Here is a 20,733-nt window from a genome sequence, read left to right as displayed (position 1 = left end):
GTTATAACAATCAGGCTGGATGAAACAGATAACGATTATGGAGCTTTTCGATGACCACACAACCGATGAACATCACGCTTAGCAGCCAGCCCGCCGATGCGCGCTGGGGCGAAAAAGCGATTCTCAGCAGCAACGACAGCGGCATGACGCTGCATCTGACCGGCGCGGATGCGCTGAATACCATTCAGCGTGCGGCGCACAAAATCGACAGCCAGGGGATCCGCCACGTGGCGCTCACCGGCGAAGGCTGGCATCTTGAGCAGTGCTGGGCATTCTGGCAGGGCTTCCGTGGCCCGAAAGGGCAGCGTCAGGTGGAGTGGCCGGCGCTGGGCGAACATGAGCAGGCGGAGTTTGACCGTCGTCTGAAAGCGATCGACTGGGTCCGCAACGTCATCAACCTGCCTGCAGAAGATCTGGGGCCGGAACAGCTGGCACACATGGCGATCGATCTGATCAGTGAAGTGGGCGGCAGCGCCGTCAGCTATCGCATTACTAAAGGTGACGATCTGCGCGAGCAGGGCTACATGGGCCTGCACACCGTTGGACGTGGCTCAAATCGCCCGCCGGTCTTTCTGGCGCTGGATTACAACCCGACCGGCGATGAGAGTGCGCCGGTCTATGCCTGTCTGGTCGGTAAAGGCATTACCTTTGATACCGGCGGCTACAGCCTGAAGCCGAGCGGCTTCATGGATTCGATGAAGTCAGATATGGGCGGAGCGGCGACCGTCACCGGCGCGCTGGCGCTGGCGATTTCCCGTGGCCTCAACAAGCGCGTCAAACTCTACCTCTGCTGTGCCGACAACATGGTCAGCAGCAACGCCTTTAAACTGGGCGATATCATTCGCTATCGCAACGGTAAATCGGTGGAAGTGATGAACACCGATGCGGAAGGGCGTCTGGTTCTGGCCGACGGCCTGATCGATGCCAGCGAACAGAATCCGACGCTGCTGATCGACGCTGCCACCCTGACCGGCGCAGCCAAAACGGCGCTGGGTAACGATTACCATGCGCTGTTTACCTTTGACGACGTAATGGCGCAGTCGCTGATGGGCAGCGCGGTGAGCGAGAATGAACCTTTCTGGCGTCTGCCGCTGGCAGAATTCCATCGCAGCCACCTGCCGTCTAACTTCGCCGACCTCAACAACATCGCCAGCCCTTCCCATGCGGCGGGTGCCAGCAGCGCGGCAGCGTTCCTGTCCCACTTCGTCAGCCACTATCAGCAGGGCTGGCTGCATATTGACTGCTCTGCGACCTATCGCAAAGGCGCGGTCGATCAGTGGGCCGCAGGCGCAACCGGCCTGGGCGTGCGCACTATCGCCAATCTGTTACTGAAATAAGCTGACCCCAGCGGTGGCCGATGCCACCGCGATGCAGAGAGCAACTATGAACCGTCTTGAAGAGGTGCTGAAGCTGGCCGCAACTGAGCCAGCCCATCGGCCCGAATTTTTTCAACTGCTGCTGGAGTCCGATGTCTGGGTTCCGGGTGAAAGCACCCAGCCACAGCTCGATGCCACTACGCCGGTTGATCTGCAGCACTGGGAAAAAGAGGATGGCAGCAGCATCATTCCTTTTTTCACGTCGGAACAGGCGATGAGCGAAGCCGTCACGGGTGAACAGGCCTGGCTGCGTCTGCCGGTGCGGACGCTGTTTGAGATTACGCGCGGCGAAACGCTGTTTCTCAATCCAAAACTCCCATCCGGCAAAGAGTTTACCCCGGCAGAGATTACGCATCTGCTGGCGGAGCAGGGCAGTGCGCTGAGTCAGCAGACCGTGCTGGAAGGCGGGCACGCCCTGCTGCTCTCTGAGGTGGCCGAGCCGCCTGCGCAGATGATCGACTCGCTGACGCAGCTGTTCAGCAAGCACAAAGAGGTACGGCGCGCCTTTGTTGCCAGCATTCGTGAGCAGGCCGACGAAGCGCCTAATCTGCTGATTGGTATCGAAGCGGACAGCAACATTGAGGCGATCATTCAGGCGGCGGGCAGCGTGGCAACGGATACGCTGCCGGACGATGCGCCGATTGATATCTGCGAAGTTACCCTGCAGGACCGCGGTATCAGCCACTTCTTTACCGCGCACATCACGCCCTTTTATGAACGTCGCTGGGGCAGTTTCCTGCGTGACTTCAAGGGCAGCGAGCGGATTATCTGACGCAGTTAAAAACAGGCGGCTCATGGGCCGCCTGTTTTTTATTTCGCAATCGGTAAGTCGTCGCGACTGCCCCATTCACCCCAGGAGCCGTCATACAGCGTGACATCCCGCGCTCCCAGCGCCGTCAGCGCGAGGATTACCACCACCGCCGTGACGCCAGAGCCGCAGCTGGCCACTACCGGTTTGCTGATATCGACGCCGGCGTCAGCAAACAGCTGGCGCAGCGCCGCCTCCGGCTTCAGTTCTCCCTGCTCTACCAGACTGTTCCACGGCACGTTCAGACTGTTGGGAATATGCCCGCGATGTAATCCGGGACGCGGCTCGTCCACTTCCGCGTTGAAGCGATTGGCCGCACGTGCATCCACGATCTGTGCGCCGCCTTCATGGCTGATCAGCAGCACATCCGTCAGACGTTTCACCCGGCTTTCATCCGCCTGAGCCTCAAACTCGCCTTCCGGCAGGCTGACCTCGCCGGTTTCCAGCGCAAAGCCCGCTGCTTTCCAGCCCTGCAGTCCGCCCGCCAGGATCGACACCTGCGCCACCCCAAAGGTCTTCAGCATCCACCAGGCGCGTGGCGCGGAGAAGAGATTGCCTTCGTCATAGACCACCAGGTGTTTATCGCTGCTGACGCCCAGCTCGCGCATCGCCACGGCAAAGCGTTCGGCGCGCGGCAGCATATGGGGATAGGGGCTGGTGTGATCGGACAGCGCTTCGATATCGAAGTAAGGAGCGTCGGGTAAGTGTCCCGCCAGATATTCGGCCTGAATATCACGCACGGCCTCCATGCCGGGTGGCAACATGCGCGCATCCAGTACCTGAAGCCGCTCATCGTCATAGTGCTCTTGTAACCAGTCGGCGGACACAAACAGTGGCGTCGTCATAACAACCTCATCTCTGCAATCTGTGATAGCAGTGTCGGGGAATGTGGAAACCATCTCAAGCGATGCGTTAATAAAATGGGGCAGGGGAGGAGAAAAAGCCTGGCGTGCTGCTCAGGAATCGTCCGTCAGGGCCGCAGCACCGGCGCTTTTTCAGGCAAAATCATAACGGAGAGGCGTCTGCGTCGACTCAGATCAAGAATTTTCAACAAATTAGGGATCTCTGATAGGCAATGCCGCACTCAGCCCCTATAATCGGCGCCGTTTATTGGCCGGGGGCTGCGCCGCCGGTTTCTTCAGGACGTCAAGACAGAGGTCATCATGGCAATCGAACGTACTTTTTCTATCATCAAGCCAAACGCCGTCGCTAAAAATGTGATTGGTGCTATCTACAACCGTTTTGAAAGCGCTGGCTTCAAAATCGTTGGTGCAAAAATGCTGCAGCTGAGCAAAGAGCAGGCTGAAGGTTTTTACGCTGAGCACCAGGGCAAGCCATTCTTTGATGGTCTGGTTGAATTCATGACCTCTGGCCCGGTTGTCGTTTCTGTACTGGAAGGTGAAAATGCCGTTCAGCGTCACCGTGACCTGATGGGTGCGACTAACCCGGCAAACGCACTGGCTGGCACCCTGCGTGCTGACTATGCAGACAGCTTCACCGAAAACGCCACGCACGGTTCAGATTCTGCTGAATCCGCCGCCCGCGAAATCGCCTATTTCTTCGGCGAAAACGAAATCTGCCCACGTACCCGTTAATCGCCTGGCGATAAACAGCAGGTCGGCTTTACAAAAATCTGCCTGAGGGAGCCACTCCCGCCTGTTATCAGGCCGCAGATGTTGTACAATATTGCGCCTTCATTGACTTCGCTTAATGAAGGCGCAATTTTTTTCACCTATCCCTGAACAGCGCCATAACGTGTAACAACGAGGCCAGAGAATATTATGTCCGAACAGATTGTGACGTCCGCGTCCGCATCCCCCATTGTCGTTTCCCCTAAAAGCCAGAAAATCAACCTGCTGGATCTCAACCGTCAGCAGATGCGCGAGTTTTTCCAGTCGCTGGGCGAAAAGCCGTTCCGTGCCGATCAGGTCATGAAGTGGATTTACCACTACTGCTGCGACGATTTCGAGCAGATGACCGACATCAATAAAAAGCTGCGTAACCGGCTGATGGAGCTGACGGAGATCCGCGCACCGGAAGTGGCTGAAGAGATGCGCTCCACTGACGGCACCATTAAATGGGCCATCCGTGTGGGCGATCAGCTGGTGGAAACGGTCTATATCCCGGAAGGCGACCGCGCCACGCTGTGTGTTTCTTCGCAGGTGGGGTGTGCGCTGGAGTGTAAATTCTGTTCGACCGCACAGCAGGGCTTTAACCGTAACCTGCGGGTGTCAGAAATTATTGGTCAGGTGTGGCGTGCGGCGAAAATCGTCGGCGCAGCAAAAATCACCGGCCAGCGTCCTATCACCAACGTAGTGATGATGGGCATGGGTGAGCCACTGCTCAACCTCAATAATGTGGTTCCGGCGATGGAGATCATGCTGGATGACTTCGGCTTTGGTCTCTCCAAGCGCCGTGTGACCCTCTCTACTTCAGGTGTGGTGCCTGCACTGGACAAACTGGGCGATATGATTGATGTGGCGCTGGCCATTTCACTGCACGCGCCTAACGACAAGCTGCGTGATGATATTGTTCCGATCAACAAAAAGTACAATATCGAAACCTTCCTGGCAGCGGTGAAACGCTACATTGGCAAATCTAACGCCAACCAGGGACGCGTGACCATTGAGTACGTCCTGCTGGATCATGTCAATGACAGCACCGACGATGCGCATGAGCTTGCCGCATTACTGAAAGAAACACCGTGTAAAATCAACCTGATTCCGTGGAACCCCTTCCCGGGTGCACCTTATGGCCGCAGCTCAAACAGCCGCATCGACCGCTTCTCCAAGGTGCTGATGGACTACGGTTTTACCACCATTGTGCGTAAAACCCGTGGCGACGATATTGATGCCGCCTGTGGTCAGTTAGCGGGTGAGGTGATCGACCGCACCAAGCGTACGCTGCGTAAAAAAATGGCGGGTGAAGCCATCTCTGTGAAGGCGCTCTAGAAGCGTGACAGAGAACGTTTCCTGATGTGAAGACGCGTGGCAGGCTGCAGCCTGTCAATGTCAGGCAGAGGGAAACGATCGTGCGTAACGGATTACCCGCCAGTGTACTGGCGCTGTTTGTTGTAAGCGGGTGTGTCAGCCAGCCGCACTCATCCGGTGCTGAAGAGGTGCGTCTGCAGTTAGGGATGCACTATCTGGCGGCGGGTGATTATGCCGCTGCTGAGCGAAACTTTCTGCGCGCGCAGGCCGCCGCGCCAGAAGATTACCGGGTCTCGCTTGCGCTGGCACGACTGGCGCAACAGCAGGGCAATCAGACAGCAGCCCAGGCAGGGTTTATACTGGCACAGCAGCAGGCCCCGGATAATGGTTTTGTTGCTAACAATTACGGTGCGTTTCTCTGCGCTTTAGGGCAGTATGACGAAGCGCATCAACAGTTTAGTCGGGCAGAAACCGCTCCGTCGTCTGATGCACGCAACGACGCGCTTGAACTGGCAGGTTTTTGTTACCTGCAGGCGGGGGATGTTGTTGCCGCCCGCAGGACGCTACGCCGGGCCATTGAAGCCGACAGGCGAAAAGCTGATTCGCTGCTGGCGGAGGCTGAAAAGCAGATGGCTGAAAACCATCTGGCGAGGGTGCAGATTTTGCTCGACGTTTACCAGCTACAGTTGCCCGAAACGGCACGCAGTCTGGCGTTACACTTACGTTTCGCCGCGCTACAGGGAAATGCCGCAGACGTTTCACGTTATGGCGACCAGTTAGCGCGACGTTTTCCGCAATCGATACAGTACCAGCGTTATTTAGCTAATGAATACTGAAGCCACTCAAGAAAACTCTGCATTACATTCAACAGGTGATCGCCTGCGTCTGGCCCGTGAGCAGATGGGGCTGTCACAGCAGAACGTCGCTGAACGTCTGTGTCTGAAACTCTCTACCGTGCGTGACATCGAAGAGGACAAATCGCCTGCCGATTTAGCCTCAACGTTCCTGCGCGGTTACATCCGCTCTTATGCGCGTCTGGTGCACATTCCTGAAGAGGAACTGTTGCCGATGATGGCGAAACAGACGCCGGTCCGGGCGGCAAAAATCGAGCCGATGCAAAGTTTCTCCCTGGGCAAGCGCCGCAAGAAACGCGACGGCTGGTTAATGATTTTTACCTGGCTGGTGGTGTTCGTGGTGATTGGCCTGACCGGCGCCTGGTGGTGGCAGAATCACAAAGCGTCGCAGGACGATCTGGTGCCGATGACCGACCAGAACGGCAGCAGCGGCGATAGCGGCCAGTCGATTCCGCTGGGTGAGACCAGCGGTGACAGCGCGGCGCCAGCCGCGCCTGACGAAAGTAATACGGCCGCCAGCGACAACAGCGCGACCAGCACGCCAGCCACCTCTGCGCCGGCTGCCAGCACGACCACTACCCCAGCCACAACGCAGACCGACAGCAGCAATGCTGTCGTGTCACCGAGCCAGGCGCCACAGGACACCACATCGGCAGCACCGGCCACGACTAACCCTGCAACCAGCACGACACCACAGATGCCGGTCGGCGCTGCCGCAGTCAGTGAACCGGCGGCCGATCCGAATGCGGTGGTCATGAACTTCACCGCCGACTGCTGGCTGGAAGTGAGCGATGCCACCGGCAAAAAACTGTTCAGCGGCATTCAGCGTAGTGGTGGTAAACTGAGCCTCGCGGGCACACCTCCGTATCGTCTGAAAATTGGCGCGCCGTCCGCGGTTCAGGTGCAATATCAGAATCAGCCCGTTGATTTAAGTCGTTTTATCCGTAATAACCAGGTTGCTCGCCTGACGTTGGGTGCGCAATAACAGCGTATCGCGTACCGGGCAATTGTGGAGAAGAAATATGCATAACGAAGCACCCATTATCCGTCGTAAATCCAGACGCATTTACGTCGGCAAGGTGCCGGTCGGTGACGGCGCACCTATTGCCGTCCAGTCGATGACCAACACCCGCACCACTGACGTGGAAGCGACGGTAAATCAGATCAAAGCCCTTGAGCGCGTCGGTGTCGACATCGTTCGTGTCTCGGTGCCGACCATGGATGCCGCAGAAGCGTTCAGGCTGATCAAACAGCAGGTGAACGTGCCGCTGGTTGCAGACATCCATTTTGACTACCGCATCGCCCTGAAAGTCGCCGAATATGGCGTTGACTGCCTGCGCATCAATCCCGGTAATATCGGGAACAATGAGCGTATCCGTATGGTGGTTGACTGCGCGCGCGACAACAATATTCCGATCCGGATTGGCGTTAACGCCGGTTCGCTGGAAAAAGATCTGCAGGAAAAGTATGGCGAGCCGACGCCGCAGGCGTTGCTGGAATCGGCCATGCGTCACGTCGATCACCTCGACCGTCTCAACTTCGACCAGTTTAAAGTCAGTGTAAAAGCCTCTGACGTCTTCCTGGCGGTGGAATCTTATCGCCTGCTGGCAAAACAGATCGATCAGCCTCTGCATCTCGGGATCACCGAAGCGGGCGGGGCGCGCGCTGGCGCAGTCAAATCGGCGATTGGGCTGGGTCTGCTGCTGTCAGAAGGGATCGGCGACACGCTGCGTATCTCGCTGGCGGCCGATCCGGTTGAAGAGGTCAAAGTCGGCTTCGATATTCTGAAATCACTGCGCATCCGTTCGCGCGGGATTAACTTCATCGCCTGCCCGACCTGTTCACGTCAGGAGTTTGACGTGATCGGCACCGTCAACGCGCTGGAGCAGCGTCTGGAAGATCTCATCACGCCGATGGATGTCTCCATTATCGGCTGTGTGGTCAACGGACCGGGCGAAGCGACGCTCTCGACCCTGGGCGTGACCGGTGGCAGCAAGAAGAGTGGTTTCTACGAGGATGGCGTGCGTCAGCGTGATCGTCTCGATAACCATGACATGATCGATCAGCTGGAAGCGCGCATTCGTGCCAAAGCGTCGATGCTGGATGCCAGCCGCCGTATTGACGTGCAGCAGCTGGAAAAATAATGGCGTGCGCAGCCTGCGTGCGTGACTTTTTTGACTGAACCTGTGCGGTTTCATCCTCATAAGGTATGATGCCGGACAGGTTTTTTTGCATTAAGAGATTTTAACGTGGCGAAGAATATTCAGGCGATTCGCGGGATGAACGACTACCTGCCTGCGGATACCGCTCTCTGGCAACGGATTGAAGGCGTACTCAAGCAGACGCTGGCGAGCTACGGCTATAGCGAAATTCGCTTGCCGCTGGTGGAGCAGACCCCACTGTTTAAACGCGCCATCGGTGAAGTCACCGATGTGGTTGAAAAAGAGATGTACACCTTCGAGGACCGCAATGGCGAAAGCCTGACGCTGCGTCCGGAAGGAACCGCAGGCTGCGTGCGAGCCGGTATCGAGCACGGTTTACTCTACAATCAGGAGCAGCGCCTGTGGTACATGGGGCCGATGTTCCGCTATGAGCGTCCGCAGAAGGGCCGTTATCGCCAGTTCTACCAGATTGGCGTCGAAGTGTTTGGTCTGCAGGGACCGGATATCGATGCGGAGCTGATTATGCTCAACGCCCGCTGGTGGAAAGCCTTAGGCATTGCCGACCACGTTCGCCTGGAACTCAACTCCATCGGCTCACTGGAAGCGCGTGCGCACTACCGCGACGCACTGGTCGCCTTCCTCGAACAGCACAAAGAGGTGCTGGATGAGGATTGCAAACGCCGCATGTACAGCAACCCGATGCGCGTTCTCGACAGTAAAAATCCCGATATTCAGCAGCTGCTGAATGATGCGCCGCAGCTCGGCGACTATCTTGATGACGAATCACGCGACCATTTCAGCGGCCTGTGTGCCCTGCTGGATGACGCGGGCATCCGCTACACCGTCAATCAGCGTCTGGTGCGCGGCCTGGATTACTACAATCGCACCGTGATTGAGTGGGTCACCGACAGCCTGGGTTCACAGGGTACCGTGTGCGGCGGCGGTCGCTATGACGGCCTGGTAGAGCAGCTCGGTGGACGTGCCACCCCTGCGGTAGGCTTCGCGATGGGCATGGAGCGTCTGGTGCTGCTGGTTCAGGCGGTGAATCCGGAATTTGAACCGACGAGCAATGTGGATGTCTATGTTATCGCTTCCGGTCAGGGCGTGCAGTCCGCTGCGATGCAGCTGGCTGAGAAATTGCGCGATGAAGCGCCAGAGCTGAGGCTGATGACTAACTTTGGCGGCGGCAACTTCAGGAAGCAGTTTGCCCGCGCTGACAAGTGGGGCGCTCGCGTCGCGCTGGTGCTGGGCGAGGATGAAGTCAAAGCCGGTCAGGTCGTGGTGAAAGATCTGCGCCGTGGCGAGCAGCAAACGCTGGATCAGGCAGAGGCTGCTGCTGTATTGCGCACGCTGTTACAGGCGTAACACAGCACCAACCATAGAAAGGAGAAGGATTGCGTGGAAGTGTATAGCAATGAGAACGAGCAGACCGAAGCGCTGCGCAACTTTTTTACCAGCAATGGTAAGGCGTTAGCCATTGGCGTAGTCATCGGCATTGCTGCGCTGGGTGGCTGGCGTTACTGGAGCAGTCATCAGGACGATACTGCGAAAACGGTATCGGCCCAATATCAGCAACTGACCACCGCCATGCAGGCGGGCAAACCTGAGACGCTGGAAGCGGTCAACCGGTTTGCCAGCGAAAACAGCAACACTTATGGTGCGCTGGCGGCGATGGATCTGGCGAAGCAGTATGTGGATGCCGGTCAGCTTGATAAAGCCGCAGCACTGCTGCAAAACGGACTGAAAGATACCAAAGATGCCAATCTGCAGGCGGTCATTAACCTGCGTCTGGCTCGCATTCAACTGCAACAGAATCAAGCGGATGCGGCGCTTAAAACCCTTGACGGTGTGAAGGGTGATGGCTGGACAGCCATTGTGGCCGATATTCGCGGCGAAGCGCTGCTGGCCAAAGGCGACAAGCAGGGCGCGCGCGATGCCTGGAGTAAAGGGGTGGAATCTGACGCCTCTCCGGCATTGAAGCAAATGATGCAGATGAAGATGAATAACTTAAGCTAAGCCAGTCAAGAGAGAGCGCATGGAATTACGTAAATACCTGCTGCCGGGACTGATTTCAGTCACTTTGCTCAGCGGTTGTTCGCTGTTTAGCGGCGAAGAAGATGTAGTGAAAATGGCCCCGCTGCCGAAGGTGGAAAATCAGTTTACGCCAGAGAAAGTGTGGAGCACCTCGGTCGGCGATGGCGTGGGTGATTTCTACTCCAATCTGCATCCTGCCTGGCAGGACAATACGGTCTTCGCAGCCGACCGCTTTGGTATCGTGAAAGCGCTGGATGCCGCAGACGGTAAAGAAAAATGGAAAGTCGATCTCTCTGAGAAAACCGGCTTCTTCTCGAAAAATCGCTCAGCCCTGTTATCGGGCGGCCTGACGGCGGATGGCGATCGGATCTATGTCGGCAGCGAGCGCGGTCAGGTTTATGCCCTGAACAGCAGCGATGGCAGCCTGGCCTGGCAGACGAAAGTCGCCGGTGAAGCGCTGTCACGTCCGGTGGTCAGCGATGGCCTGGTGCTGATCCATACCAGCAACGGCATGTTGCAGGGTCTGGACCAGAGCAGCGGGGCGGTGAAGTGGAGCGTTAACCTGGATATGCCTGCGCTATCACTGCGCGGTGAATCGGCTCCGGCTGTTGCGTTTGGCGGGGCCATTGTCGGTGGTGACAACGGCCGCGTCAGTGCCGTCGTGCTGAACCAGGGACAACTGATCTGGCAGCAGCGTATTTCTCAGGTCAGCGGCGCAACCGAAATCGATCGTCTGAACGATGTCGATACGACCCCGGTTATCGTTAACGGCGTGGTTTACGCGCTGGCGTACAACGGCGACCTGACAGCGCTGGATCTGCGTTCCGGCCAGATTCTGTGGAAACGCGAAATCGGCGGTGTGAAAGATCTGATTGTTGATGCAGGCCGCATCTATCTGGTCGATCAGGATGACCGTGTGATTGCCCTGAACGCGGACGGTGGCGTCGCTATCTGGCGTCAGAGCGATCTGCTGCATCGCAACCTGACTTCACCGGTGCTCTACAACGGCTATCTGGTGGTCGGCGACAGCGAAGGGTATCTGCACTGGCTGAACACCACCGACGGTCGTTTTGTCGCGCAGCAGAAGCTGGACAGTGCCGGTTTCCAGACCGAGCCCGTGGTCGCCAGCGACAAGCTGCTGATCCAGTCGAAAGATGGTGAGGTTTATGCGATTACCCGTTAACGGGTAAACGTCCGGCAGGTGAAATCCTCCGTTCCGACGGCTCCTGATTTAATCAGGGGCCGTTTCGTTTTTAGTCAGGCATGGTATTCTTTGCGCCTTAAGCCTGAACTTAACGGCCAGAGCCGTTATAATCACGCCATTCGGGCGATTCATTTTTTATTGAGGCATTTTGTTATGGTACCTGTGGTCGCGCTGGTTGGGCGTCCCAATGTGGGAAAATCTACGCTATTTAACCGCTTAACCCGCACTCGTGATGCGCTGGTAGCGGATTTTCCCGGACTGACTCGCGATCGCAAATATGGTCGCGCCGAAGTGGAAGGGCGCGAATTTATTGTTATTGATACCGGTGGTATCGACGGCACCGAAGAGGGTGTTGAAACGCGGATGGCTGAGCAGTCACTGCTGGCGATTGAAGAAGCGGATGTCGTACTGTTTATGGTTGACGCACGTGCGGGCATGATGGCCGCCGATCAGCAAATCGCTAAACATCTGCGTTCCCGCCAGAAAGCCACTTTTCTGGTGGCGAACAAAACTGACGGGCTCGATCCGGATCAGGCGGTTATCGACTTCTATTCACTCGGCCTGGGCGAGATCCACGCCATTGCGGCGTCGCACGGTCGTGGTGTCACCAGTCTGATTGAAACGGCGCTGCTGCCGTGGATGGAGACGGTTGAGCCGGTCGAACTGACCGAAGAAGAAGAGAACCAGGCCTACTGGGCGGCGCTGGACGCCGAGGAGATCGCTGAGCAGGAAGCCGCCGAGGAAGAAGAAAACTTCGACCCGACAGGTTTACCTATCAAGCTGGCCATCGTGGGGCGTCCTAACGTAGGTAAGTCAACGCTTACTAACCGTATCCTCGGTGAAGACCGCGTAGTGGTCTACGATATGCCCGGCACCACCCGCGACAGTATCTATATTCCGATGGAGCGTGACGGACGTGATTACGTACTGATCGACACCGCCGGGGTGCGTAAGCGCGCCAAAATCTCTGACACCGTAGAGAAATTCTCGGTGATCAAGACGCTGCAGGCGATTGAAGATGCCAACGTGGTGATGCTGGTCATCGACGCCCACGCCGGTATCTCGGATCAGGATCTCTCCCTGCTGGGCTTTATTCTCAACAGTGGACGCTCGCTGGTAATCGTGGTTAACAAATGGGATGGCCTGTCGCAGGAAGTGCGTGACGAAGTGAAAGAGACGCTGGACTTCCGTCTGGGCTTTATCGATTTCGCCCGCATCCACTTTATCTCTGCGCTGCACGGCAGCGGGGTGGGTAACCTGTTTGAATCGATCACTGAAGCCTATGACTGTTCGACCCGGCGCGTAAACACTTCGCTGCTGACGCGCATCATGAACATGGCGGCAGACGATCACCAGCCACCCCTGGTGCGCGGCCGTCGCGTTAAGCTTAAGTATGCCCATGCCGGTGGTTACAACCCGCCCATCGTGGTCATCCACGGGAATCAGGTGAAAGATCTGCCAGATTCTTACAAGCGCTACCTGATGAACTATTTCCGCAAATCCCTGAATGTGATGGGAACGCCAATCCGTATTCAGTTCAAAGAGGGTGAGAACCCTTATGAAGGCAAGCGTAACCTGCTGACGCCGACTCAGCAGCGTAAACGTAAGCGTCTGATGGCGCATATGAAAAAGAATAAGCGTTAATGAGAAGAGGGCCATGAGGCCCTCTTTTTTTTGTGCTGAACACGCTGCTCAGGAGGAGAAAGTGACTATTCACTGCGAAAAATGTCAGCAGCCATTGCGGCTCAGCGACGGCGAATTTATCTGTGACCGCTGCAGTGCGCACTATCCGGCGCAGCCCGTCTGTCCGGACTGTCACCAGCCACTGACGGTACTGAAAGCCTGCGGTGCGGTCGACTATTTTTGTCAACATGGCCACGGATTGATCTCGCGCAGGCGGGTGCAGTTTCAGCCGTCCACACCGTAAGATTTGGCTATGATTAAACGTACCGGTGAACCCGGCCCGCCCGCCGTTTTGTAGCAAAAATGCTATTACGTCGTAACAAATGAGTTGTATATGTTCACTCGGTTATGTACCAGGTGGTACAATCCTGCCGCGTCGTGGGAGGGGCCAGCCACATCTGTAGGCTTCCGGCCCTCAGATTCTTACGGACGCGGGTCTGTTTATAATTGATTTGAAACAGAACGGGGCTCTGCGCAGAACGTTTTAAGGCGCGGAGTCCGGACGGTACCTGTCCGGACGTTCTGTTTATTCAGGAGAGATAGTTTATGGCTGAAACATCCTCCCGCTCCGCCAGGGGGTTGGGAATCGCATCCGTGCTGCTCGGACTGGTGCTGCTTGCTACCGGTCTGTTCTTTGCAATCGGTGGCGGCAAACTGGTTGCGCTTGGCGGCAGCTGGTACTTTTTGATTGCAGGGATTGTCATCGTACTTTCCGCAATTCAGTTCTTCCGCCGCAAATCGTCGGCAGCGGTTCTTTTCCTGCTGGTCTTTATCGGCACGCTGATCTGGTCGCTGTTTGATGCCGGGCTGGATTTCTGGCCGCTGGTCTCACGCCTGATGGTGCCAGCCGGACTGACACTGCTGGCCTTCCTGATCTGGCCTTCACTGCGTAAGCATGAAGGTAAGCCCTCACTGGCAAAACCTTCCTATACCTTCTCCGTACTGCTGGCCGCAGGCATGGTGGTCACGCTGGTGCAGATGTTCCAGCCGCATCCTACCGTGGCCGGTAATGGTGAAGAGCTGCCGCTGATTCCGGTCGATAAAACCAAACAGCAGAAAGACTGGGATAACTACGGCAATACGCCGCAGGGCAGCCGCTTTGTGGCGCTGGACCAGATTACCCGCGACAACGTGAAGGATCTGAAAGTTGCCTGGACCTTCCGCACCGGTGACACCCCGATCAGCCCGACCGGTAACGGCGCAGAAGATCAGCAGACGCCGTTGCAGATTGGCAACACGATTTATCTCTGCACCCCACACAATAATGTGATTGCGGTGGAAGCGAACAGCGGTAAGCAGATCTGGAAACGCGAAATTAATGCGCAGGCTGAAGTCTGGCCGCGCTGCCGTGGTCTGGCTTACTTTGACGCGACGAAACCGCTGCAACAGCCGGACAAGCCGGGGTCAGTTCCGGTAACGGCCGTTACCCTGCCTGCCGGTGACACCTGTCAGCGTCGTATTCTGATGAACACCATCGACGCGCGTCTGATTGCCATCAACGCCGACAACGGTGAGTTCTGTGAAGACTTTGGCGATCACGGCATTGTCGATCTGAAAGCCGGCATCGGTAAGGCACCAGACCCGCAGTATCAGCTGACCTCAGCTCCTACGCTGGCAGGCACCACTGTCGTGGTTGGCGGACGCGTGGCGGATAACGTACAGACCGATATGCCGGGCGGCGTGCTGCGTGGATTCGACGTTATCACCGGCAAGATGCGCTGGGCGTTTGACCCGGGCAACGTTGACCCGAATGCGATCCTGATGCCGGGCAAGGAGTACACCCGCAGTACGCCGAACTCCTGGGCTCCGATGTCATACGATCCGACCATGAACACCGTGTTCATTCCGATGGGCAGCTCCTCTGTTGACCTCTGGGGCGCGAACCGTACCCCACTGGATCACAAATATGGCGCATCCGTCCTGGCGCTGGATGCCACCACCGGTAAAGAGAAGTGGGTCTATCAGACCGTGCATAACGATCTGTGGGACTTTGACCTGCCGATGCAGCCAAGCCTGATCGACTTCCCGCAGAAAGATGGCAGCACCACGCCAGCGGTGGTGATCGGCGGTAAAACCGGCATGATTTTTGTGCTCGACCGGATGACCGGTAAGCCTTTGACCAAAGTCGAAGAGCTGCCGATGCCGCAGGGCCATATCCCGAACGAGCAGTACACCAAAACTCAGCCACACTCGACCGGCATGCCGCAGATTGGCAACCAGACGCTGAAAGAGTCTGACATGTGGGGAGCGACGCCGTTCGATCAGCTGGCCTGCCGTGTTGCCTTTAAATCGATGCGTTATAACGGCCTGTTCACCGTGCCGGACACCGACAAGTCGCTGAGCTTCCCGGGCTCGCTGGGTGGAATGAACTGGGGCAGCATGTCGACTGACCCTAACAACCATTTGCTGTTCGTTAACGATATGCGTCTCGGCCTGTGGGTGCAGATGATCCCGGCTGACACCAACAGCATTTCACGTGGCAGCAACGGTGGCGAAGCGATCAACACCGGTATGGGTGCAGTGCCGCTGAAAGGCACGCCGTACGCCGTAAACAAAAACCGCTTCATGTCTCCGCTGGGCATCCCTTGCCAGAAGCCGCCATTTGGTACGCTGTCGGCGATTGACATGAAAACCCAGAAAATCGTCTGGCAGGTACCGGTTGGTACCGTGCAGGACACCGGACCGTTTGGTATCAAAATGGGCGTGAAAATGCCGATTGGTATGCCGACGCTGGGCGGAACGCTGGCAACGCAGGGTGGCCTGGTCTTCATCGCCGGTACCCAGGATTACTATCTGCGCGCCTTTGATTCTTCAACCGGTAAAGAGGTGTGGAAAGCGCGCCTGCCGGTCGGCAGTCAGGGTGGCCCGATGAGCTACGTTTCACCGAAAGATGGTAAGCAGTACATCCTCATCTCGGCAGGTGGCGCACGTCAGTCACCGGACCGCGGTGATTACGTGATTGCTTACGCGCTGCCAGACAGCAAGTAACCATGCATAAGGAAAAGGGCCGACATTGTCGGCCCTTTTTTTGCTTATTTGCCGTCGCGCCACAGCGCCTGCAATTCGGGAGGGGCGACCTGTTCCGGGATCAGCAGCACAATGGTGCCGACCTCACGGCGGGTCGCGTACTGGATCTGAATGCGAAAATAGCGCTGATCGCCACTGCCCACCTGCGCGGCTTTCTCCTCGGGTTCGCCCAGCGGCATCGCCTGTTCCAGCGCATGGCAGACGCGCTGTTTTTCAGGCGGTGGCAGATCGCCCAGCATAAAGCGACGCTCGGCGCGCAGCCCCGGAATAAAGGCCATGCCGCCTTCACGCGCGACAATGACCGTAGCGTCATCGGTGAGTTCGGGCAGTTCACTCATAGCACGCCAACCTCCTTCCACGCCTGTTCAATGGCACGGCCGACCGACGAATTAAAACGCTTTTCACCGTGCTGAACGGTGAAGCGGGCAAAGGTCTTAAAGTCCGCATCCTGAGGCAGCTCGTCGTCACACAGGGTGTCATACCAGGCGTAGCCTGCCTGCTCCCAGGCAAAGCCGCCCAGCGCGGTGGCCGCCAGATAAAATGCCCGGTTAGGAATACCGGAGTTGATGTGAACTCCGCCATTATCTTCACGGGTTTTCACATAGTCATCCATGTGCGCTGGTTGCGGATCTTTACCCAGCATCGGGTCATCGTAGGCGGTGCCGGGTTCAGACATTGAACGCAAACCGCGCCCATTGATGCCGCTTGCCAGCAGGCCTTCACCGATAATCCAGTCCGCCTCTTCGGCGCGCTGTTTTTTGCTGTACTGTTTGACCAGGGAGCCAAAGACGTCAGACAGGGACTCATTCAGTGCGCCCGCCTGCTCAAAGTAGATCAATCCGGCTTCATTTTCCGTGACGCCATGCGCGAGTTCATGTGCCACCACATCAATCGCAATGGTAAAGCGATTGAAAATTTCGCCGTCACCGTCACCAAATACCATTTGCTGACCGTTCCAGAAGGCGTTCTGATATTTTTCCCCGTAATGGACGGTACCGAGCAGCTTCAGCCCCTGATTATCCAGCGAGTTACGCTGATAAGCCTGCCAGAAAAAGTCATAGGTCACGCCGAGGTAGTCCCAGGCTTCTTCAGCCGCTACATCATCACTGGTGGGCTGGCCCTCCTGTCGAATCAGCTTACCGGGCAGGGTTTCTCTGCCCTGGGCATCATAAATTTCCCGGTCCACATGGCCGCCCGCAGCCGTTTTAGCTACGGCGGGTTTTTGCCAGTGTTCTGCCATCAGGTGCTGAACGTGGGTGAGGGTGCGACGCGCCTGCGCCTGCTGGTGACCGGAACCGTGAGCAATGATCTTACGAAGGATATAGGGAGGAATAACGCAGTAAGCCATCTGAAACTCCTTGGCAGCTGAGAAAGAGGTACCGGAGAGTATAGACCCGTCAGGCAGACAACTTTGACAGGCCATCTGAAACTCCCTGGCAGCAGAGATGTACCGGAGAGTACAGACCCGTCAGACAGACCACGTTGACAGGCCATCTGAAACGCTCTGGCAGCAGAGATGTACCAGAAAGTATAGACCGGTCACGGCGAATGCACGCGGTAAATGAGACCAGCCATAACTGGAAAGGAAGGGTGATGAGGGCGGAACTGGTCAGGAGGCGGTTTTGCGGCGACGCTTTTTCTCAGGCAGTAACTGTGTGACCTGGCTTTCGACCCAGCCATCATCCAGACGGGTGCGCAGCAGGTCGCCGCTCTGCAGCTGCGCCGTTTTTTTCACCACCTGTCCGGTGGTGTCGGTCGTGACGCTGAATCCGCGTGCCAGCGTGGCCAGGGGACTGACGCCCTCCAGCTGCGCTACCAGCTGACCAAACTGCTGTTTTCCGCTGCTCAGCTGAGTGGTCATACTCTGCTGCAGGCGGTAGTGCCAGCTTTGCAGCTGCTTCTGCGCTTCGAACAGGCGCTGCTGCGGCTGTTGGGCACTGAGCCGGTGCTGCAGGCGATCCTGCTGACGGGTAGCGTGACGCAGGCGGGTTTCCATCGCATCACCGAGACGCTGCTGCAGGCGGAACAGGGCAGTCTGCTGGCGGGCCAGACGCAGCTGCGGATGCTGCTGCTGCAGGCGATGCTCCAGGCGGCTGTAAAGCCGCTGCTGGCGCGCCAGATAGTAATCCATCGCCATCTCCAGCCGCTGCTGCTGTGACTGCAGCTGACGCAGCAATTCAAGCTGATTGCGGCTGACAATTTCTGCTGCGGCCGACGGTGTGGGCGCGCGTAAATCTGCGACGAAGTCGGCAATGGTGACGTCGGTTTCGTGTCCGACTGCGCTGACGATGGGAATGCGGCTGGCAAAAATTGCGCGCGCTACCCGTTCGTCGTTAAAGCTCCACAAATCTTCCAGCGAACCGCCGCCGCGCCCGACAATTAACACGTCGCATTCATTGCGCAGGTTAGCGACTTCAATCGCCCGGACGATAGCCGCAGGCGCATCGACACCCTGCACGACAGCAGGATAGATGACCACGGGCAGGGAGGGATCGCGGCGATGCAGCACGCGTAACACATCGTGCAGGGCGGCGCCGGTCGCCGAGGTGATCACCCCGACCTGACGCGCCGGTTCCGGCAGCGGCTGCTTATGCTGCGGGTCGAACAATCCTTCGGTCGACAGTTTTGCCTTCAGCAGTTCAAACTGCTGCTGCAACAGCCCTTCGCCCGCCGGATGCATACTCTCGGCAATCAGCTGATAGTCGCCTCGAGGCTCGTAAAGGGTGATGCTGGCGCGCACCAGCACCTGCTGGCCGTGCTGCGGACGAAAAGTGACGCGACGATTGCTGTTGCGGAACATGGCGCAGCGCACCTGCGCGCCATCATCTTTCAGCGTGAAGTACCAGTGACCGGAAGCTGGCTGAGTGAAATTGGAGATCTCGGCGCTGATCCAGACCAGGCCCATCTCTTTCTCCAGCAGCTGACGCACTGTCGTATTGAGACGGCTGACGGTAAAAATATTGGCGTTGGATGGCAGCGACATGTGACGAAGATCAAATTCCAAATCAGCAGGTTAATTCACCGATACTACAGGGCTGCCAGTGCGGATCAAGAGTTTTTCGTAAATAATAGTGGAGGCAATCGATTACGGCCTGTATAATGCCGCGGCAATATTTTATCTAATCTCAATCACCCGAGGTGGAGTATTGCCATGTTAAGAATCGCTAAAGAAGCACTCACTTTTGACGACGTTCTGCTCGTTCCTGCTCACTCCACCGTCCTGCCTAATACGGCCGATCTCAGCACACAGCTGACCAAAAACATCCGTTTAAACATTCCTATGCTTTCCGCTGCCATGGACACCGTGACCGAAGCGGGTCTGGCAATTGCGCTGGCACAGGAAGGCGGCCTTGGCTTCATCCATAAAAATATGTCGATTGAACGCCAGGCGGACGAAGTGCGCAAGGTGAAGAAACATGAGAGCGGCGTCGTGACTGAACCGCAGACCGTACTGCCGACCACCCCACTGGCTGACGTCAAAGCGCTGACCGAGCGCAACGGCTTTGCAGGCTATCCGGTGGTTAACCGCGACAATGAACTGGTTGGTATCATCACCGGTCGTGACGTGCGCTTTGTGACCGATCTCTCCCAGCCTGTTTCTGCGGTCATGACCCCGAAAGATCGTCTGGTGACGGTGAAAGAGGGTGAAGCGCGTGATGTCGTGTTGCACAAAATGCATGAAAAGCGCGTAGAGAAAGCGCTGGTCGTGGATGACAGCTTCCATCTGCTGGGCATGATCACCGTTAAAGACTTCCAGAAAGCCGAACGTAAGCCTAACGCCTGTAAAGATGCACAGGGCCGTCTGCGTGTGGGTGCCGCTGTCGGTGCCGGTGCAGGCAACGAAGAGCGTATCGATGCGCTGGTTGCTGCGGGCGTTGACGTGCTGCTGATTGACTCTTCTCACGGTCACTCTGAAGGCGTGCTCTCCCGTATCCGTGAAACCCGTGCTAAATATCCGGACCTCGAAATTGTCGGCGGTAACGTTGCTACCGGTGCCGGCGCACTGGCACTGGTTGAGGCCGGCGTCAGCGCGGTCAAAGTCGGTATCGGCCCTGGCTCTATCTGTACTACCCGTATCGTCACCGGTGTCGGTGTTCCGCAGATCACCGCCGTCTCTGACGCCGTGACTGCACTGGAAGGCACCGGTATTCCGGTCATCGCCGATGGCGGTATCCGTTTCTCCGGTGATATCGCCAAAGCGATCGCGGCGGGAGCCTCCTGTGTCATGGTGGGTTCAATGCTGGCGGGCACCGAAGAGTCTCCGGGCGAGATCGAACTCTACCAGGGTCGTGCATTCAAATCCTACCGCGGCATGGGTTCACTGGGCGCGATGTCCAAAGGCTCTTCAGACCGTTACTTCCAGACTGATAACGCCGCTGACAAACTGGTGCCGGAAGGCATCGAAGGCCGCGTGGCTTATAAAGGCCGTCTGAAAGAGATCGTCCATCAGCAGATGGGTGGACTGCGTTCATGTATGGGCCTGACCGGTTGCCCGACCATTGATGACCTGCGCACCAAAGCGGAGTTTGTCCGCATCAGCGGCGCTGGCATCAATGAGAGTCACGTACATGATGTGACCATCACCAAAGAGTCACCGAACTACCGTATGGGCTCGTAATTCCGATTTCCCGCCCGGCTTAAGCCGGGCGCTTTTA

Annotated in this window: 18 protein-coding genes; 14 read left to right on the top strand and 4 right to left on the bottom strand. The window is 57.2% G+C overall.

Annotated features, from left to right (window positions below; translation table 11 throughout):
- Window positions 1-50: 50 nt before the first annotated feature.
- Window positions 51-1,337, top strand: coding sequence for an aminopeptidase PepB (gene pepB / locus AC1V0D_RS10325; RefSeq protein ID WP_482907365.1), 1,287 nt, complete (start codon window positions 51-53; stop codon window positions 1,335-1,337).
- Between the two features lie 46 nt (window positions 1,338-1,383).
- On the top strand, window positions 1,384-2,148 hold the full coding sequence (gene sseB / locus AC1V0D_RS10320; protein WP_482907364.1) for an enhanced serine sensitivity protein SseB: 765 nt from the start codon (window positions 1,384-1,386) through the stop codon (window positions 2,146-2,148).
- Between the two features lie 38 nt (window positions 2,149-2,186).
- Here the strand turns inward: sseB and sseA are convergent, their stop codons facing one another.
- Window positions 2,187-3,029: a 3-mercaptopyruvate sulfurtransferase gene (gene sseA / locus AC1V0D_RS10315; RefSeq protein WP_009088719.1), complete on the bottom strand. Its 843-nt coding sequence runs from the start codon at window positions 3,027-3,029 to the stop codon at window positions 2,187-2,189.
- A 318-nt stretch (window positions 3,030-3,347) separates the two neighbouring features.
- On the opposite strand from sseA, the gene ndk reads away from it, so the two are divergent.
- From ndk to AC1V0D_RS10260, 11 genes are all read left to right on the top strand, one after another.
- Window positions 3,348-3,779, top strand: a complete 432-nt coding sequence (gene ndk, locus AC1V0D_RS10310; RefSeq protein ID WP_003848684.1) for a nucleoside-diphosphate kinase — start codon at window positions 3,348-3,350, stop codon at window positions 3,777-3,779.
- A 186-nt stretch (window positions 3,780-3,965) separates the two neighbouring features.
- Window positions 3,966-5,135 carry a dual-specificity RNA methyltransferase RlmN gene (rlmN, locus tag AC1V0D_RS10305; RefSeq protein ID WP_009088720.1) on the top strand — a complete coding sequence of 390 codons (1,170 nt, stop codon included), beginning with the start codon at window positions 3,966-3,968 and terminating at the stop codon, window positions 5,133-5,135.
- A gap of 80 nt (window positions 5,136-5,215) precedes the next feature.
- Window positions 5,216-5,950, top strand: coding sequence for a type IV pilus biogenesis/stability protein PilW (gene pilW, locus AC1V0D_RS10300; protein ID WP_058957401.1), 735 nt, complete (start codon window positions 5,216-5,218; stop codon window positions 5,948-5,950).
- Entirely contained in the window at window positions 5,940-6,953 is a 1,014-nt protein-coding gene (gene rodZ / locus AC1V0D_RS10295) for a cytoskeleton protein RodZ (RefSeq protein WP_009088726.1), read from the top strand. Before pilW ends, rodZ begins: the two co-directional genes overlap by 11 nt.
- 37 nt (window positions 6,954-6,990) lie before the next feature.
- Window positions 6,991-8,112 (top strand): flavodoxin-dependent (E)-4-hydroxy-3-methylbut-2-enyl-diphosphate synthase, encoded by a 1,122-nt coding sequence (ispG, locus tag AC1V0D_RS10290; RefSeq protein WP_009088728.1) that lies wholly within the window; start codon window positions 6,991-6,993, stop codon window positions 8,110-8,112.
- 105 nt (window positions 8,113-8,217) lie between these two features.
- Window positions 8,218-9,495: a histidine--tRNA ligase gene (gene hisS, locus AC1V0D_RS10285; RefSeq protein WP_046102368.1), complete on the top strand. Its 1,278-nt coding sequence runs from the start codon at window positions 8,218-8,220 to the stop codon at window positions 9,493-9,495.
- Between the two features lie 33 nt (window positions 9,496-9,528).
- Window positions 9,529-10,146: a YfgM family protein gene (locus AC1V0D_RS10280; protein WP_009088731.1), complete on the top strand. Its 618-nt coding sequence runs from the start codon at window positions 9,529-9,531 to the stop codon at window positions 10,144-10,146.
- A 19-nt stretch (window positions 10,147-10,165) separates the two neighbouring features.
- Complete coding sequence (bamB, locus tag AC1V0D_RS10275; protein WP_482907363.1) at window positions 10,166-11,347, top strand: outer membrane protein assembly factor BamB; 1,182 nt, start codon at window positions 10,166-10,168, stop codon at window positions 11,345-11,347.
- A gap of 174 nt (window positions 11,348-11,521) precedes the next feature.
- Complete coding sequence (gene der / locus AC1V0D_RS10270; RefSeq protein WP_009088735.1) at window positions 11,522-13,012, top strand: ribosome biogenesis GTPase Der; 1,491 nt, start codon at window positions 11,522-11,524, stop codon at window positions 13,010-13,012.
- Between the two features lie 61 nt (window positions 13,013-13,073).
- Window positions 13,074-13,295 (top strand): zinc ribbon domain-containing protein, encoded by a 222-nt coding sequence (locus AC1V0D_RS10265; protein ID WP_009088737.1) that lies wholly within the window; start codon window positions 13,074-13,076, stop codon window positions 13,293-13,295.
- A 302-nt stretch (window positions 13,296-13,597) separates the two neighbouring features.
- Window positions 13,598-16,039: a glucose/quinate/shikimate family membrane-bound PQQ-dependent dehydrogenase gene (locus tag AC1V0D_RS10260; RefSeq protein WP_482907362.1), complete on the top strand. Its 2,442-nt coding sequence runs from the start codon at window positions 13,598-13,600 to the stop codon at window positions 16,037-16,039.
- Between the two features lie 44 nt (window positions 16,040-16,083).
- Here AC1V0D_RS10260 and AC1V0D_RS10255 read toward each other — a convergent pair whose 3' ends face one another.
- The 3 genes from AC1V0D_RS10255 to xseA all read right to left on the bottom strand — a co-directional run bounded on the left by AC1V0D_RS10255 (window position 16,084) and on the right by xseA (window position 19,061).
- Window positions 16,084-16,416 (bottom strand): protealysin inhibitor emfourin, encoded by a 333-nt coding sequence (locus AC1V0D_RS10255; protein ID WP_009088741.1) that lies wholly within the window; start codon window positions 16,414-16,416, stop codon window positions 16,084-16,086.
- Window positions 16,413-17,426, bottom strand: a complete 1,014-nt coding sequence (locus tag AC1V0D_RS10250; protein ID WP_336791724.1) for a M4 family metallopeptidase — start codon at window positions 17,424-17,426, stop codon at window positions 16,413-16,415. The genes AC1V0D_RS10255 and AC1V0D_RS10250 overlap by 4 nt, the downstream gene beginning before the upstream one ends.
- A 261-nt stretch (window positions 17,427-17,687) precedes the next feature.
- On the bottom strand, window positions 17,688-19,061 hold the full coding sequence (gene xseA, locus AC1V0D_RS10245; protein ID WP_150028986.1) for an exodeoxyribonuclease VII large subunit: 1,374 nt from the start codon (window positions 19,059-19,061) through the stop codon (window positions 17,688-17,690).
- Between the two features lie 168 nt (window positions 19,062-19,229).
- On the opposite strand from xseA, the gene guaB reads away from it, so the two are divergent.
- A complete protein-coding gene (guaB, locus tag AC1V0D_RS10240; protein ID WP_009088747.1) occupies window positions 19,230-20,696 on the top strand; it encodes an IMP dehydrogenase in 1,467 nt (488 codons plus the stop codon).
- Window positions 20,697-20,733: the final 37 nt, after the last annotated feature.

The sequence above is a fragment of the Pantoea sp. PA1 genome, assembly GCF_056856975.1.
This window is presented reverse-complemented; position numbering and strand designations above follow the sequence as displayed.